Below are 15,084 nucleotides of genomic sequence, written 5' to 3'. Positions count from 1 at the left end.
CCTGCTCGCGCCCACCGGCAATATCCCGCCTGCCGAAGCCGAAGAGCGTTACTACGCCAGGCTGGACGACACAGCCATGGCAGCATAATTTGATGTAACTGGCCTCCGGCAATCCCGGGGCGGTTCACGGCGAGCGATACACCTTGGACGAAATGCAGAAGGTGTACGATGCGGCGAGCGAGGTTACGACACGGTTTCTGTATCACTTAAGCGACTACTGCGCAAAGCGCGGCTACGTACGCAAGGTGGCCTGACGTGCGGCGGCCTCTAAGGTTTTAACGCATTAGCCTTACCGTTGCGGAACCAACGGGCTAGCGTTCCTATAGCTGTAGAAGCGGTGGGCTTCCTCTATTGCGCGCCTGAACGCTGACTGCATGGTTTCTAACCCCATCAGCGCCCTGACCAGAATAAACAAGGTTGATCAGCTTTGAGCGGGTATAGCGTGGGTCGAGCGGATTTCCCTGCTCAACGTGACCCAAGCTGGACCCAAATGGGTTCCTTGCTGAAAGGCTTTTTCGCCGGATGTCTCGGAAATTCCCTGTGGAAGGGATGGTGCCGCTTAGGTGACTCGAACACCTGACCCCATCATTACGAATGATGTGCTCTACCAACTGAGCTAAAGCGGCAACGAGGGGCGCCTCTACCAGCGTGTCGGGGCGAAGACAAGCGTCGAGGCGCACTTTCCCGGCGACTGAACCGCCCCGAGACTGCCGGAGGCCATTTGGTTTAAGTTGCGTAGCCATAGAGACACCGTCCAACATGGCATAATGTCGTTCCTCCGCTTCGGTGGGTGGGATATTGCCGATGGACTCCGCCAGCCACCTGTTGTCCGAAAAATTTGGCGGTTATCGGGGCCTGGGCTGATCGACCCCAGAGGGCTGCGTCCCCATCCGGTCAGGTGCTGCGCGCAATCAGCCCGCCGTCCACGACGACAATGCTGCCGGTCATGAAGGCCGAGGAGGGAAGGCAGATGTTCAGGATCATATCGGCGATTTCTTCGGGTTGACCGGCTCTGTGGAGGGCGGTGTAGCGGTCGAGATATTTGCGCCTATGCTCATCGGCGACGTCGCTGGTCATCGGGGTTTCGATCGGACCGGGGCAGATGCAGTTGACGGTGATGCCTTCGGTTCCGAACTCCACCGCGAGCGAGCGGGTCAGACCGATCAGGCCTGCCTTTGCTGCGGAATAGGGCGCCGCGCCTTTCGACGCCTCCAGCCCTTCGATCGACGATATGTTCACCACGCGCGCGCAATCGGAACGGCGCAAGAAGGGCAGCGCGGCCCGAAAGCAATTTTTCGGGCCGGTCAGCATGACGGCAAGGCTGCTGTCCCAGATATCGTCGAACCTGTCGGATTCGATGGCGCAAGCGGCCTTGATTCCGGCGTTGTTGACCAGAATGTCGAGGCCGCCGAAATGCGCCGCGCCCAAGGCAATGGCTTCGGCGACCTGCAATTTTCGCGTAACATCCATGTCGAGGGCAAGGCAGTTGTCCGCGAATGGGGAGGTGGCACCGGCATAAGCCGCCACGTCGGGCCTGGTCACGTCGGTTGCGATGACCTTGGCGCCGTTCTCCAGCAGGCGCACGGCGGTCGCGGCGCCGATCCCGCTTGCGGCTCCCGTGACAAGGGCAACACGACCTTCGATCGACCGGGCATTGGGGTGCTGCATGGCAAGTCTCAGTTCGATGTTGGTTGAAGGGGGCTTTCCGGGGACTGTCGATCGGCCAGGCTCGGGGGCGTTGCTTCACCCCGATGCGTCAATGCTCCGCGCCAGCCGGTAGTCGGCTTTGCCATTCGCAAGCCGCAGGCTGCGTTCGGTGAATCGCATCCGTTTGGGTAATTTGTATCGAGCGAGCCGATCGGCAAGGAAGGTCTTCAGCGCCTCTTCCTCGGCGCCGGATGCCCCGTTCCGGCGAACGACGGCATGCACCGCCTGTCCCCATTTCGGGTCTTCGATGCCAAACACGAGAGCATCGTCCACACCGGGATGCGTTTTCAACGCTTCTTCGATTTCCTCGGGGAAGATCTTTTCGCCCCCTGAATTGATGCAGCCGCTGCCGCGCCCCAGCAGCGTGATCGTGCCGTCGGCTTCGATCATGCACATATCGCCAGGGACCGAATAACGTATTCCGCGAATGGTCCGGAAAGTCTGCGCCGTCTTCTCGCTATCCTTGTAATAGCCGAGCGGCAGCGCGCCGGGACGAGCAAGAAAGCCGATCTTGCCCGATCCTGGCTGCACCTCGTTCAAATCATCGTCAAAGACCTTGCAGCCGTCACCGATGCCAAAGCTGCTGGTGCCGCTGTCGCCGCCGCGCGCGGTAATGGAACTGCCCAGATTCATCGCTTCCGATGACCCGAGCGAGTCGAACAGGGTCGCGGCGGGTATGCGATCGAGCAGCGCCTGTTTGACGTCCGCGCTCCACATAACACCCGACGAACCGATCAGCCGAAGCGAGGATGCATCATAGCATCCCGCGTCGAACGCGGCGAGCAGGGGGCGGGCAAAGGCGTCGCCGACGATGCCGATTGCATCGGCACGGTGGCGCTGGACCAGATCCCAGTGGCGGGCGGCGTCGAAGCTTCCGGCATTGTCGGTCACGACGATATGGCCGCCGTTGCACATCGTCGTAATCGCGGCGAGCAGCCCGGTTCCATGCATCAGGGGCGATGCGATTAGCGGTCGCAAATAGGCCCGCGGCGTGTCGAGCAGGATCATCCAGTCAGCCAGTTGTGCCTCGCCTTCGACGCGGCCGAAGAAGTCGGCGAACAGCCCGAGGGCGAGCGACTGGTGCGGCCACATGACGCCCTTGGGCATTCCGGTCGTGCCGCCGGTATAGATGAACAGCAGATCGTCGGCAGAGCGTGCTATGCCTAGCGGGCGGGGGTCGTGGCCGCTCAGAAACGCTTCGAAATCGCGCGCGCCCTCGATACGCACCGGGCCGTCGTTACCTTGCTGCCCCGCCTCGATCAGCAGCAATCGCTTGCGCAGGCCCGAATCCAGCGCGCCGACGACATCGGCCAGTCGACGATCATAGACAAGGGCAGTGCTGTCGGAGTTTTCGAGGATATATTGCAGTTCGGCGGTCGTGTAGCGAAAGTTCGCGTTCACATGGACGAAGCGCCCTTTGAAACAGGCGGCCAGAAGCTCGACATAGGGCGCGCCATTGAACAGCAGAAAGCAAATCTTGTCACCGGTTGCGATGCCGTGCTTCGAAAGCCCGCGTGCCAGGGCGTTGGTGCGGGCATCAAACTCGGCCCATGTGCGATCGCCATCGTCGGATGACAGTGCCGGCTGCGTGGCGCGCCGCTGTGCGACCGCATCCAATATGTCGCCGAAGTTCAAAGCCATGTTGCACCTGCCTTCATCACATATATCGTTTGGGCGCGCCTCGTCGCGTCCTGCTTGACCCCGCTGCCTTGTGCCGGGCCGCCGTCTATCGGACGGTGAAATCCTTCATCTCGGGATTCCGAAGCATGTCGTAGAAGTCATAGATGCGCCACGGCATGTTGACGCCCGAGCGACCCTGTTCATTGAGATAATAGCCGCCTTGCCCTTCGGCTTCCCACAAGGTCGATGTCATGGCCTGATCCATCCGATCATTATAGGCATCGAAAGCCGCTTTCCTGACTTCGATGGATGTTCCGCCCGTCTCGATCATGTGGGTGATCAATCCGCAGATATAGCGCGACAATATCTCGATCCACGAATGAAAGCTGCCCGATCGCGCCTGTGCATTGGGGCCATAGATAACGAACATGTTGGGGAATTCGGGCAGGTTGATGCCCAGATGGGCGCGGGCGCCGTCGGCTTCCCACAATTGTTCCAGCGTCATGCCGTTACGACCGCGATAGCTTGTGGGCCAAAGATAGCGTGAAACCTGGAAACCCGCGCCGAGGACGATGAGGTCGAAATCGCGACTTGTGCCATCTTTCGACACGATGCCCGTTCGTGTGATGCGGTCGATCCCGGCGCTGTCCAGCGCGACATTCTCGCGCCGCAGGGCCCGATAAAAGCCGTTGTCGATGACGAGCCGCCGGGCCGTCGGCGCATAATCGGGGACCAGCCTGTCGTACAGATCGTCGCGACCCGCGCATTCTTCGCGAATATAGCGGATCAGGTTTTCGCGCAGCCGGTCGTTGCGTTCGTTGACCTTGCCGCCGCCTGCGATCCATTCGCGATCGAGGTCCTGGAACTCCTGAAGTTGCAGATCGGCCACGTGCAGTGAATAGACATGCCAGTTCGTATAACCGGGCATGGTATCGAGCAGCCAGCGCAGTTCGGGCGAGACGGTGCCGTGATAGTCGTGGACCGGCGTGATCCAGCTGGGCGTGCGCTGATAGACAGTCAGCTGTTCGGCCTTTTCGGCGAGTGAAGGCATCAGTTGCGTACTGGTCGAACCGGTGCCGATGACCGCGATGCGTTTGCCGTCGGGAACGAAGCCATGATCCCATTCGGTGGTATGGAACATTGCGCCTTCGAAATCTTCGATGCCCTGGATGTCGGGCATTTTCGGTGTGCCGAACAGGCCGACAGCGCTGATCACGATGCTCGTCAGTCGATGCTCGGTCGAACCATCGGGCAAACGGATCGTCAGTTCCCATTTGGAAAGATCGTCGTTCCACGACGCGGCCTGCAATTCGGTATTCAGTTCGATCCGATCGCGCAGCCCATATTTGTCGACGACATATTCCATATATTCGACGAGTTCGGGCTGCGTCGCGAAATGGCTTTTCCACGGATATTCGAGATCGAATTTATACTGGTATAGGAAGGTCGAGATATCGACCCGGGCCTCCGGATAGTCATTTATGTGCCACGTGCCGCCAAAGCTGTCGCGCTTTTCGAGGATATGGTGCTTCAGGCCCAGACGCCCAAGCTGCCGGGCGATGGCCAGGCCGCTTATACCGCCGCCGACGATCGTGACGTCGAAATTCTCCAGCCGTTCCGCGCTTGGTTTCGCCGCCCATTCGGCGTCGCGAGCTTTCTTGTCGATACCAAGATCGCCGTACCCGAAATCGAGGGCGGCGGGCGAAAGCTCGCTTCCCTGGAAATGGCGCATCAATTGCTCGGCCTCGTCGCGGGTCGGCGGGTCGCGACGAATATTGTCCGGATCGGTCAGAAAGGCGAGTGCCTTTTGCTTGATCGCGTCATGATGGTGTCTTGCAACAACGCGCGCTTCGAACGCGCCGCCACGCACCGGAAAGCGGGCGAGCGCCATGTCGAGCAATTCGCTGTCGCGGGTTTGGTGGTAAAGCGCGATGCGAAGTGCGTTCATGTCGGCCTGTTCGAGGGCACGGCGCACGAAAGCGGGTTCCGGCGGGGTGGCGATGGGCCGCTCCACCGGATCGGATGCGATGCGTTCGTCGATGCGAACCGATGCTTCTGGCTCTCCCGCCACATTTTTTATATAAGACATATGTGTATCGCTTAATGCCTATGCGAACATTGATCAAGCCGATTATCGGGGATAGGATCGAGACAGGCGGGGAACGCCGGAAGATACTGGTCCAGGGGCGAAAAGTGACAGAAACCAGAACAGGCATAACCGACGCTGTGGCCCGTCAGACGGCAAAGCCGGCCCGCCGTGCTCCGAAAACATCGCAAATGGAGCGCACGGTGGCGGCGGTCCTCGATGCGACGCTTCTGTTGTTGAGTGAAGTCGGATATCGTCAATTGACGATCGGGCTGGTGTCGGAACGAAGCGGCGTCGCGCGTTCGACCATTTATCGATATTGGAAAAACGTGCCCGAACTCGCGATAGCTGCGTTCGATTTTGCGTTGGGCCCTCGCTCGCCGGCACCCGATACCGGCGATGTGCGGCGCGATCTCATCAATATTTATGAACGGCTCGCGGTGGCGCTCAAACGCTCCATTTGGGGCCGGGCGCTACCCTCGTTGATCGAAGCGACCCGTAACGAACCGGCCTTTGCCGGCTTGCTGCCGCGTCTGGCCGATCAGCGCCGCGAAGGGTCGCGTCGGCGCCTGCTGAAGGCGATCGAGCAAGGCGAGCTTCGTCCCGATGCCGATCCTGAATGGATTCTCGATACGCTGACCGGGCTACTCTATTTCCGCCTGCTCGTTTCGGGCACCGACATGCGGGAACCCGGTATGATCGACTGGGCCGTCGATTCCGTGCTCAGTCAGGTTTCGACAGGAAAGCGGCCGGATTGAACCGCGCGCGCGGTGCGCTCAGTGGTCGCAAAACACCGGCGCGCGCTTTTCGGCGAAGGCGCGGGGCCCTTCGCGCGCATCCTGGCTCGTATAGACCTTGCGGATCATGGCGCGGTCGAGCCCGTCCACATCGGCGGCTGGGTCCGACATCGCAAGGTGGGCGACCGCGCGTGCCGACCGGACCGAGATCGGCGCGTTACGGGCGATGCGCTCGGCAAGTTTCTGGGCGGCGGCAATGGCCGTCCCCGCTGGCACCAGTTCGTTGACAAGGCCCAAATGATAGGCGCGGGTGGCGGACAACCGGGACCCGGAAAGCAGCATTTCGGAAGCCAGTGAATAGGGCAGGCGGCGTGGCAGCAGATAGGTGATACGCGCGGGATAGGCGCCCGAGGCGACTTCGGGCGCCGCGAAAGAGGCATTCTCGGACGCGACGATCATGTCGCAGGCGAGCGCCAGTTCAAGGCCGCCGCCAAGCGCCGGGGCCTCGATGGCGGCGATCAGCGGTTTGCCGATGTCGCCATGGGTCGGCAGGGGGCGTCCTTTCTCCCGCATCAGCGCAAGGGCCGCATGATCATAGTCGGTTTCGGCCTTGCGCGCGCCGGTGATGAGCGGGATCATCAGCTTCAGATCGCCGCCCGCGCAAAAACTGTCGGTCCCCGCCGCCGCCAGGACAATGGCGCGGACTTCACGATCATCCCGCAATTGCTGGCACGCCTCGTCAAGCCGCACGGCGAGTTCGGGGGAAAAGGCATTGCGCGCCTCGGGGCGGTTGAGCGTCAGCGTGGCGACATGGCCGGTGCGTTGGACGAGAAGGCAAGGCGTCATTCAAAGGAATCCTTGGGATATTCTAGGCGTTGCGGGAGGGCGCCGGGGTGGTGGAAGGGGGCGTGTCCCGGCGACGGTTGGCGATGCTGACAAGCTGGTCGTTCAGATCGGGGTCGTCCATCAACCGCAAAGCGGCCACCGCGATCTCGTCGGGGTCGATTAACTGATACTCCCCCGCGAAATCGCGCACCTCGCCGCGCCATTCGCCCGTTCGGGGGTCGCGCAGGATCGGCGTGTCGACCACGCCGGGCGCCAGCGCGTTGAAACGGATGCCCGTTTCGTTCCGTCGGGCGGCGCATGCGCGGGCGAACATGATCGCTCCGGCCTTGGCTGCGGAATATACCGGGTCGGACGCGAGTGGATGGCGACCCGCGCCGGATGCGTTGACGATCACATGAGCCGATCCGGATCGGAAGTGCGGCCAGGCGAGGCGGGTGCACAAGGTCACGGCGCGCAGATTGACAGCCAGCGATCGGTCGATTGCGGCGGCGTCGATGGTTTCGAAAGCGTCCGGAGCGGTCATGATGCCGGCGTTGGCGAACAACGTGTCGATCGGTCCGGACTCCGCGAAGCGGTCGATGGCGGCGGCTATCGATATGGCATCCTGCAGGTCGCAAGGGAGCGGGATCATGTGGCAAGGGGCATCGGCATAGTGTGCGACAAGCCGGTCGATGGCCTCGGCATCCATATCGAGCAGTCCGATGCGGATCGACGCCGCCCCCGCAAGCCGCGCGATGGTGGCCGAACCGATTCCGCCGGCCGCGCCCGTGATGATGATCCCGTGGCTTTCCTCATTCATCCCGGTTCACTCTTCCCTTCTGCTTGTTGCCAACCCTATGGCGGCTGGCTAAAGAAAACAAGATATCAATGTTCGATTTAAAGGGGCGTCATGCAAGCGACCATTCTGGCCTCGAACCTGGTTTTCCCTGAATCGCTGCGCATTCGGGATGGACGGCTGTGGTTTGTCGATATGTACGATGGTCGGCTCTTGTCATTGGGCCTCGATGAGGATGGGCCGGGCGGGCTGCGAGAGGAGTATGCAGCTCGCACCTATTTTGGCGGAATAGCTTTTGGTCCCGATGGCAGCCCGCTGATCGTGGACAAGGCCGCGCGCCGGTTGCAGTGGACGGGGGGCAGCGCCGGGCAGGGCGCTTTCGCCGATCTGTCCGCGCACGGGGCGTCGATGCTCAATGAAATGCTGGCGTTGCCAAGCGGCGATCTGCTGGTCGGGGAATATGGCTTCGATCTGCGGGCGGAGGCGCCGCGCTCGGCGAATATCTATCGGGTCGATCGCGCGGGCCGATCGGAAATATTTGCGCAAGGCTTCGATTTTCCGAACGGAATGGTGCTTTCTGGTGACGGAAAGCGGCTGTTCGTCGCCGAGACGATCGGGCAGCGGATAAGCTGCCTGGCGCTCTCGGCTGAGGGGGAGCGCATTGTCGAACGGCGCGAACATGTTCGCTTCGAGGCCGGGCGTCCCGACGGGCTGGCGATCGATCATGCCGATCGCATATGGGCGGCGATGATCGGCCCTTCTTCGTTGGTTCGCGTGACGGCCGACGGCAAGGTGGACCGGCAGATCGCAATGGATATCCCGGTCTATGACGTCGCGGTCGATCCGCATCGACCGCTTCTCTATGTCGCGGCGTCGCGTGCGCGCATGTCCGATCTGGGCGCCGGGGTGCTGCCCAGAACCGGTCAGATTCTCGCCCTTTCCATCTGACATTCCTGACCTTTTGCTGTCCGCTTGCACGCGCCGGACGGCGGCCCTTGCGTATCGCGCCATAACTCACTAAACGAAACATCAAAGTTCGATAAAGAACATAAATGTTCTATATAAAAGTGGGAGTGGAGATATGCAAAAATGGTTCTGTGGTTCGATTTCCGTCGTGGCCCTGTCGGCTTCGCTTGGCTTGCTTCTTGGGGCTCCCGCCCGTGCGCAGGCGGCCGACGCGGCGGCGAAGGGCGATGACGGCGGCGATCATGCCGACATCATCGTGACCGCGCAAAAACGCGCGCAGAATCTGCAGGACGTACCGCTCGCCGTATCGGCCTTTTCCGGCGACAAGCTCGCCGATGCCGGGGCCGCCGACCTGTCGCAGTTGCAGATCATCTCGCCGAGCCTGTCGTTCACGCGCTCCGATACCGAATTGTTCACGCCGACGATTCGGATCCGGGGCATCGGCACATCGGGGAACAATGTCGGACTCGAAAGCGCAGTGGGGATTTTTCTCGACGGCGTTTATCTGAGCCGGTCGGGCTTCGGCATGGGCGACCTTGCCGATCTCGAGCGGGTTGAGGTGTTGCGCGGACCGCAGGGCACGCTGTTCGGTCGCAACACCTCGGCCGGTGCGATCAATATCGTCACCAAGGCGCCGCGATTCGATTTCGACTATCAGGTCGAGGCGACGGTTACCGAATATGACGGCCGCATCGTGCGCGGGACGGTCACGGCTCCGGTGATCGAAAATTTGGCGGCTGTGCGCCTGACGGGCGGCGTCAACGAGCGCGGCGGCGTGATCGAGAATATTCTGGGCGGGGCCGTCAACGATCGCAATCGCTGGTTCCTGCGGGGCCAGTTGCTGATCGAGCCGGCCGCCAATCTGTCGACGCGGATCATCGTCGATTACAGCGACATTGACGAAAAATGCTGCGTGTCGGTCCCGTTGATCGAAGGCCCCGCCGGTGCGCGCATCCGGGCATTGGGCGGGCAACTGGCTCCGGCGGGCGGGCGGAAGGCCGCGATCAACGACCCGATTGGAAACGCCACCACATCGTTCGGCATTTCGGGTGAAATCAACTGGGACATCGGGGGCGTCAAGCTGACGTCGATCACGGCCTATCGCGACTGGGAAGGGCAACAGAGGACCGATTCGGATTTCACGACGCTGGATTTCGCGGGAACCGATCCGGCGCTCGACGCGCGGATCGACACATTCACACAGGAAATCAGGCTGGCGGGACAGGCCGGCGCGCTCGACTGGCTGATTGGGGCCTTCTACCTCAAAGAGAATGTGGCGATGACGCAGCGTCTGGATTTCGGCAGCCAGTTCGAAAATTACATCGGAAGTCTTGTCGGCGGGGTTGGCGTCATCAGCGCTGTTACCGGCTTGCCGGTCGGATCGAATTTTCCCGAGGGTCCGGCGACGCGCGACGATTTCACCCAGAAGACCGAACAGTTCGCGCTGTTCACGCACAACAGTTTCAAGCTGACCGACCGGTTGACCGCCACCTTGGGCGTGCGTTTCACGGACGAGAGCAAGCGCGCGACGGGCGAATTCGCCGCCAACGTGCCCGCGTGCAATCCGGCGGCCGTGGCAAGCCCGCTTGCCGGTCTGCTCTGCCTGGGCTTCTGGAGCCCGCTTGTTCCCGACTTTGCGCCGGGAACGCGGATTTCGGGCCAGGAAATGACGGGGACATTCAACCTCAGTCAGCAGTGGACGTCGGACCTGATGACCTATGTCAGCGTGTCCCGCGGATACAAGGGCGGCGGCTTCAACCTCGAACGCACGGCGGCCGTCACGACGCCCTTCGATCCGAATGCGCCGGGCGACCCGTCGTTCGATGGCGAACGGGCCACTTCCTTCGAACTCGGCCTTCGTTCCACCATGGCCGACGGGCGGGTGACGCTGAACGCAACCGCATTTTATACCGATTTCGCCGATTTCCAGATTCTGAACTTTGACGGACTGCGCTTTCGCACCTTCAATGCGGAAAAGGCGCGGACCAAGGGCGTTGAACTGGAAGCCAGCGCAAGGCCGACGCGCGGTCTGAACCTGAATGCTGGCATCACATATGTCGATGCCCGTTTCGACAAGGACAACAAGCCGATACCGGGATTGCCAAGGCTCGCGGGCGGGCGCGTGGCGTCGGCGCCGAAATGGGCCGTCACCGGCGGCGTTTCCTATGACAGCAACATTGCCGGCACGGGGCTGCGTGCTTTCGGCAACGCGAACTTCCGCTGGCAATCGGGGCAGTATCTGGGAACCGGTCTCGATCCCGAAATGCTGGTCGGTTCCTACGCTCTCGTGAACGCCCGGGCGGGCTTCGGGTCGGCGGACCGCCGATGGACGATAGAGGCGTTCGTCAGCAACTTGTTCGACAAGGATTACAGCAGCCTGATCAACCATGTCCCGCTTCAGAGCGGGTCGTTCAACCGCAATCCGGGCGATCCGCGAATTGCGGGCCTGACCCTGCGCCTGCAGCACTGACGGCCGCCGCCTTCCTGTCGCAGCCTTTCCCAGCCGCCGCCCGTCACCGCATTGGCGGGCGGCCACAGATCAGGATGAACCCTCTGTCCCATCGTCCTTTCAGCGTTGCCGGCCCTTCCAACGGCTATGTGTGGTATGTCGTGTGGCTGCTGTTTGCGGTGAACATGCTCAATTACGTCGACCGCATGATTCTGGCTGTCCTGATCGAAGATATTCGTCGGGACATACCCATGACCGACACGCAGATCGGCATCGTAACGGGCCTTGCCTTTGCGGCATTCTATGCGGCGGCGGGCATTTTTCTGGGGCGGCTTGCCGATCTTTACAGTCGGCGGATGCTGATGGGCGTCGCGATCACCGGTTGGAGCATCGCGACCGCGGCTTGCGGGATGGCGGCCAGCTTCTGGCATCTTCTGGTGGCGCGGCTGTTCGTCGGTTTCGGCGAAGCCAGCTCGATGCCCGCGTCGCAATCGCTGATTGCCGACTATTGCGGGATTGAACGGCGTGCCGCTGCCTATGCGATCCTTGCCGCGGGCGGTTCGGTCGGGCTGACGGTCGGGCTCGCCGGGGGCGGCTGGCTCGCTGGACAGGTCGGGTGGCGGACGGCCTTTGTCGTCGCCGGCGCGCTCGGTCTGCCCTTCGCTCTCCTCCTGTGGTGGACGCTGAAGGATCCGGTGCGCGGCGCCCAGGACAGGGGAGCCGCAACCAGGGAAGGCCTGCCTTTCTCCGATGTGCTCGCGGCGCTCATCCGAAATCGCACGTTCCTCTACATCGTGCTCTCGTCGACCTGCACGGGTTTTGTCCTTTACGGGGTGGCGCAATGGATGCCGGCCTATCTTATCCGGCGCTTCGGCCTGTCCACGGCGGAGGTCGGGCTATACTTCGGCCTCGCAATGGGCGTCGGCGCGGCCGTCGGTGCGATCGTTGGCGGCTTCCTGACCAACCGGCTCGTCGCGCGCGGCGTGCATTGGCTGCTGACGCTTCCACTTCTTGTAAATCTCCTGATCGTGCCGGCCTATTGGGGGCTGCTGTCCTCGCCGTCGCTTTCCTTCACGATTGCGGGCCTGTTCCTGATCAACATTGTCGGCGCGCTGGGATTCGGCTCGGCGATCGCGGGCCTGCATTCGGTGGTCCCCGCGGGCATGCGGGCGAGCGCCAGCGCGGTTTACGGGCTGTTCACCAGCCTGCTTGGTGTCGGGCTTGCTCCGTTTCTGATCGGCGTGCTGAGCGACCATTTCCATGCTGCGGCCGGCCCTGGCGAAGCTCTGCGACTGGCGTTGATGATCGCCACGACCGTCGGCTGGGGCACCCCGTTTTTCCTGTGGCTGGCCCGCCGAAATTTCAACGAAGCCCTGGTGCATAGCGAAAGTAACGAATGATGAACGGAACGGAAGGCGCAAGACCGCTTGCCGGAGTGAAAGTGGTCGAACTCGGCGTATGGATCGCGGCGCCCGCGGCGGGCGGCATCATGGCCGATTGGGGCGCCGACGTGATCAAGGTCGAGCCGCCGACCGGCGACCCGCAGCGGCAGGCGTTCCGCGCACTCGGAATGGACGAAGGACGAATGGCGCCTTTCGAACTGGACAATCGGGGCAAGCGCAGTGTGGTGCTCAATCTTCGCGATGCCGCCGACGCCGAACGGATGTTCGCGCTGCTCGAAACGGCCGACGTGTTCGTCACCAACGTCCGCACCGACGCGCTCGAAAGGCTTGGGCTCGATGCGGCTTCGGTGCGGTCGCGTTTTCCCCGTCTGATCTATGGCCGGGTGACGGGCTATGGGGCGCAAGGCCCCGATCGCGACCGCGCGGGATATGATGTCGGCGCCTTTTGGGCGCGCAGCGGCATAGCGGTGGAGGTGGCCCCGCGCGGGGCGCCGCCGCAATCGATCCCGCCGGCGCTTGGCGACCATATTACCGGCGTGACGATGGTGTCGGGCATCGTTGCGGCATTGTACCGGCGCGAACGCACGGGGGTCGGCGGCGTGGTCGATGCGTCGTTGCTGCGGACCGGTCTTTATGCCCTGGGCACGGACATCACGATGCAGCAGAATTTCGGCAAGTCGGTCGTCAAGCGCCCGCGCGAAGAGGCGCCGACCCCGCTTGTGAACTGCTATCGTGCCAAGGACGACCGCTGGCTGTGGATGTTGGGCGTCGAGGCGGCGCGTCATTGGCCAAAGCTGGTCAAGGCGATCGATCGGCCCGATCTGCTTGACGATCCCCGATTCCGCACGACGCGCGACCAGGTCGCGAACCGCAAGGCCCTGATCGCCGAAATCGATCGCGAGATCGCCCGGCACGACCGCCAATATTGGCAGGACCGGTTCGACGAGTTCGACCTCTGGTGGGCTCCGGTCCAGTCGCTCGAGGATGTGCTGAACGATCCGCAGGCCATCCATTCGGGGGCCTTTGTCGAGATACCGGGCCAGCCGGATTTTCCGCCAATCCCGTCGGTTGCCAGCCCGATCGATTTCGATGGCGCCGCCATGACGCCGCGCGGCCCAAGCCCGAAACTCGGTCAGCATAATGAAGAGGTGCTGAGCATCCTCCCTACGATCCAGCAGAAGGAACTATAGAATGCAGCCGGATAAGCCCTCGCCCGATGCGAAGAATGTCGGGGTCATTACCGATGAGGACATCGCCTTGCAGAAGGAGATGGTGGGCCTCGACGAACCGAACCAGACCCGCGAGTTTCATTCCTGCCTGTCCGCCGACACGATCCGCAATTTCGCTCTTAATGTGGGCGACGATAATCCGCTCTATGTCGATAGCGATTATGCGCGGCGTACGCGCTGGGGCGCGCCGATCGCTCCGGCCATCATGATGGCGGTCGTCAACGAACCGCTTCGCGGTGAACGCCTGCCCAAAGACATGCGGGCCAGGGCGAGAGGTCTGTTTCCCGGGTGCCAGATGTTCATGTCGGGGGGCACGTGGAACTGGTATCGGCCGATCTATGCCGGCGACACGATTTTCAGCTTCGAGGGCGAGGACAGTGTCGAGGTCAAGGCATCCGAATTCGGCGGGCGCACGGTTCACATCGTCCGGCGCTATGTGAAGTTCAATCAGCGTGGCGAAGTGGTCGGCATCTATCGCGCGCTGCGGATCATTGCCGAGCGCAAGACGGCGCGGGAAAAGGGCAAATATGCGGCGCTGGAGATGGCGCATTATTCGAAGGATGAGGTGAAGGCGATCGACGCCGACTATCTGGGCGAAGCGCCGCGCGGCGGACAGGGGCGCTTTTGGGAGGACGTCGCGGAGGGCGACGAACTGTCCCCGATCCGCAAGGGTCCGCTGACCGTCACCGACGTCTTTCTTGCGCATTGCGCGGGTTACGGCTTCGCACCCTATCGAATGCTCGCCACGGGCCGGGTGGCCGCAAAGGACCGCCAGATCATGCGCGGCATGTATTCGCGCAATGACCAGGGCGTTTACGATACAGAGGCGCGCGTCCATTGGGATCGCGACCTTGCCAAGCAGGTCGGAAATCCGGAGGCCTATGACTGGGGGTTGCAGCGGGAATTCTGGTTGCACCACCTGCTGACCGACTGGGCGGGCGACGACGGCTTTGTGGTGTCCCAGCGCGACGAAATCCGAAAATTCAACTATATCGGCGATCTTCAGATGCTGACCGGGCGCGTCGTTCGGAAATACGCCGCCGATGCCGGGCATATGGTCGATGTCGAGATATGCGCGACCAATCAGCGTGGCGAGAAAACCGCTCTGGCCTGGGCCACGATCGCCCTACCGTCCCGCGAAGTCGGCGCGGTCGTCCTGCCCGAGGTGCCGGTGGAGCTGGCTCGCAAGGCTGCCGAGTTTCTGAAGATCCACAATGCGGGTTGGGGTGGCGCAGGCGGCAAGGGCTGATCCACCCCCATTTGTTA

General features: G+C 62.3%; 12 protein-coding genes and 1 tRNA gene. 6 read left to right on the top strand and 7 right to left on the bottom strand.

Annotated elements, in window-relative coordinates; genetic code table 11:
- Positions 1 to 289: 289 nt before the first annotated feature.
- The 5 genes from U0S50_RS17250 to U0S50_RS17230 all read right to left on the bottom strand — a co-directional run bounded on the left by U0S50_RS17250 (position 290) and on the right by U0S50_RS17230 (position 5,416).
- Positions 290 to 415, bottom strand: coding sequence for a hypothetical protein (locus U0S50_RS17250; RefSeq protein ID WP_416195010.1), 126 nt, complete (start codon positions 413 to 415; stop codon positions 290 to 292).
- A gap of 135 nt (positions 416 to 550) precedes the next feature.
- Positions 551 to 626 (bottom strand) — tRNA-Thr (locus U0S50_RS17245).
- Between the two features lie 268 nt (positions 627 to 894).
- Positions 895 to 1,668 carry an SDR family NAD(P)-dependent oxidoreductase gene (locus U0S50_RS17240; protein WP_322309913.1) on the bottom strand — a complete coding sequence of 258 codons (774 nt, stop codon included), beginning with the start codon at positions 1,666 to 1,668 and terminating at the stop codon, positions 895 to 897.
- Positions 1,669 to 1,743: 75 nt separating this feature from the next.
- On the bottom strand, positions 1,744 to 3,348 hold the full coding sequence (locus U0S50_RS17235) for an AMP-binding protein (protein ID WP_322309912.1): 1,605 nt from the start codon (positions 3,346 to 3,348) through the stop codon (positions 1,744 to 1,746).
- 85 nt (positions 3,349 to 3,433) lie between these two features.
- On the bottom strand, positions 3,434 to 5,416 hold the full coding sequence (locus tag U0S50_RS17230; RefSeq protein ID WP_322309911.1) for a flavin-containing monooxygenase: 1,983 nt from the start codon (positions 5,414 to 5,416) through the stop codon (positions 3,434 to 3,436).
- 188 nt (positions 5,417 to 5,604) lie between these two features.
- Between U0S50_RS17230 and U0S50_RS17225 the strand changes: the two genes are divergently transcribed.
- Complete coding sequence (locus U0S50_RS17225) at positions 5,605 to 6,171, top strand: TetR/AcrR family transcriptional regulator (protein WP_322309910.1); 567 nt, start codon at positions 5,605 to 5,607, stop codon at positions 6,169 to 6,171.
- An 18-nt stretch (positions 6,172 to 6,189) separates the two neighbouring features.
- On the opposite strand, the gene U0S50_RS17220 is transcribed toward U0S50_RS17225, so the two are convergent.
- Both U0S50_RS17220 and U0S50_RS17215 read right to left on the bottom strand, forming a co-directional pair.
- Entirely contained in the window at positions 6,190 to 6,996 is an 807-nt protein-coding gene (locus U0S50_RS17220; protein ID WP_322309909.1) for an enoyl-CoA hydratase/isomerase family protein, read from the bottom strand.
- 22 nt (positions 6,997 to 7,018) lie between these two features.
- A complete protein-coding gene (locus U0S50_RS17215) occupies positions 7,019 to 7,795 on the bottom strand; it encodes an SDR family oxidoreductase (protein ID WP_322309908.1) in 777 nt (258 codons plus the stop codon).
- A gap of 90 nt (positions 7,796 to 7,885) precedes the next feature.
- Between U0S50_RS17215 and U0S50_RS17210 the strand changes: the two genes are divergently transcribed.
- The 5 genes from U0S50_RS17210 (at position 7,886) to U0S50_RS17190 (ending at position 15,067) form a co-directional block, all read left to right on the top strand.
- On the top strand, positions 7,886 to 8,719 hold the full coding sequence (locus tag U0S50_RS17210) for an SMP-30/gluconolactonase/LRE family protein (RefSeq protein WP_322309907.1): 834 nt from the start codon (positions 7,886 to 7,888) through the stop codon (positions 8,717 to 8,719).
- Positions 8,720 to 8,852: 133 nt separating this feature from the next.
- Complete coding sequence (locus tag U0S50_RS17205) at positions 8,853 to 11,207, top strand: TonB-dependent receptor (RefSeq protein WP_322309906.1); 2,355 nt, start codon at positions 8,853 to 8,855, stop codon at positions 11,205 to 11,207.
- 74 nt (positions 11,208 to 11,281) lie between these two features.
- Positions 11,282 to 12,586: an MFS transporter gene (locus U0S50_RS17200; RefSeq protein WP_322309905.1), complete on the top strand. Its 1,305-nt coding sequence runs from the start codon at positions 11,282 to 11,284 to the stop codon at positions 12,584 to 12,586.
- Complete coding sequence (locus tag U0S50_RS17195; protein WP_322309904.1) at positions 12,583 to 13,779, top strand: CoA transferase; 1,197 nt, start codon at positions 12,583 to 12,585, stop codon at positions 13,777 to 13,779. Before U0S50_RS17200 ends, U0S50_RS17195 begins: the two co-directional genes overlap by 4 nt.
- A 1-nt stretch (position 13,780) precedes the next feature.
- Entirely contained in the window at positions 13,781 to 15,067 is a 1,287-nt protein-coding gene (locus tag U0S50_RS17190) for an FAS1-like dehydratase domain-containing protein (RefSeq protein WP_322309903.1), read from the top strand.
- The last annotated feature ends 17 nt before the right edge of the window (positions 15,068 to 15,084 follow it).

This window comes from Sphingopyxis sp., assembly GCF_034380315.1.
GTDB lineage: Bacteria > Pseudomonadota > Alphaproteobacteria > Sphingomonadales > Sphingomonadaceae > Sphingopyxis.
The sequence above is the reverse complement of the archived record's forward strand: the minus strand, read 5'-3'. Positions and strand labels throughout refer to the sequence as shown.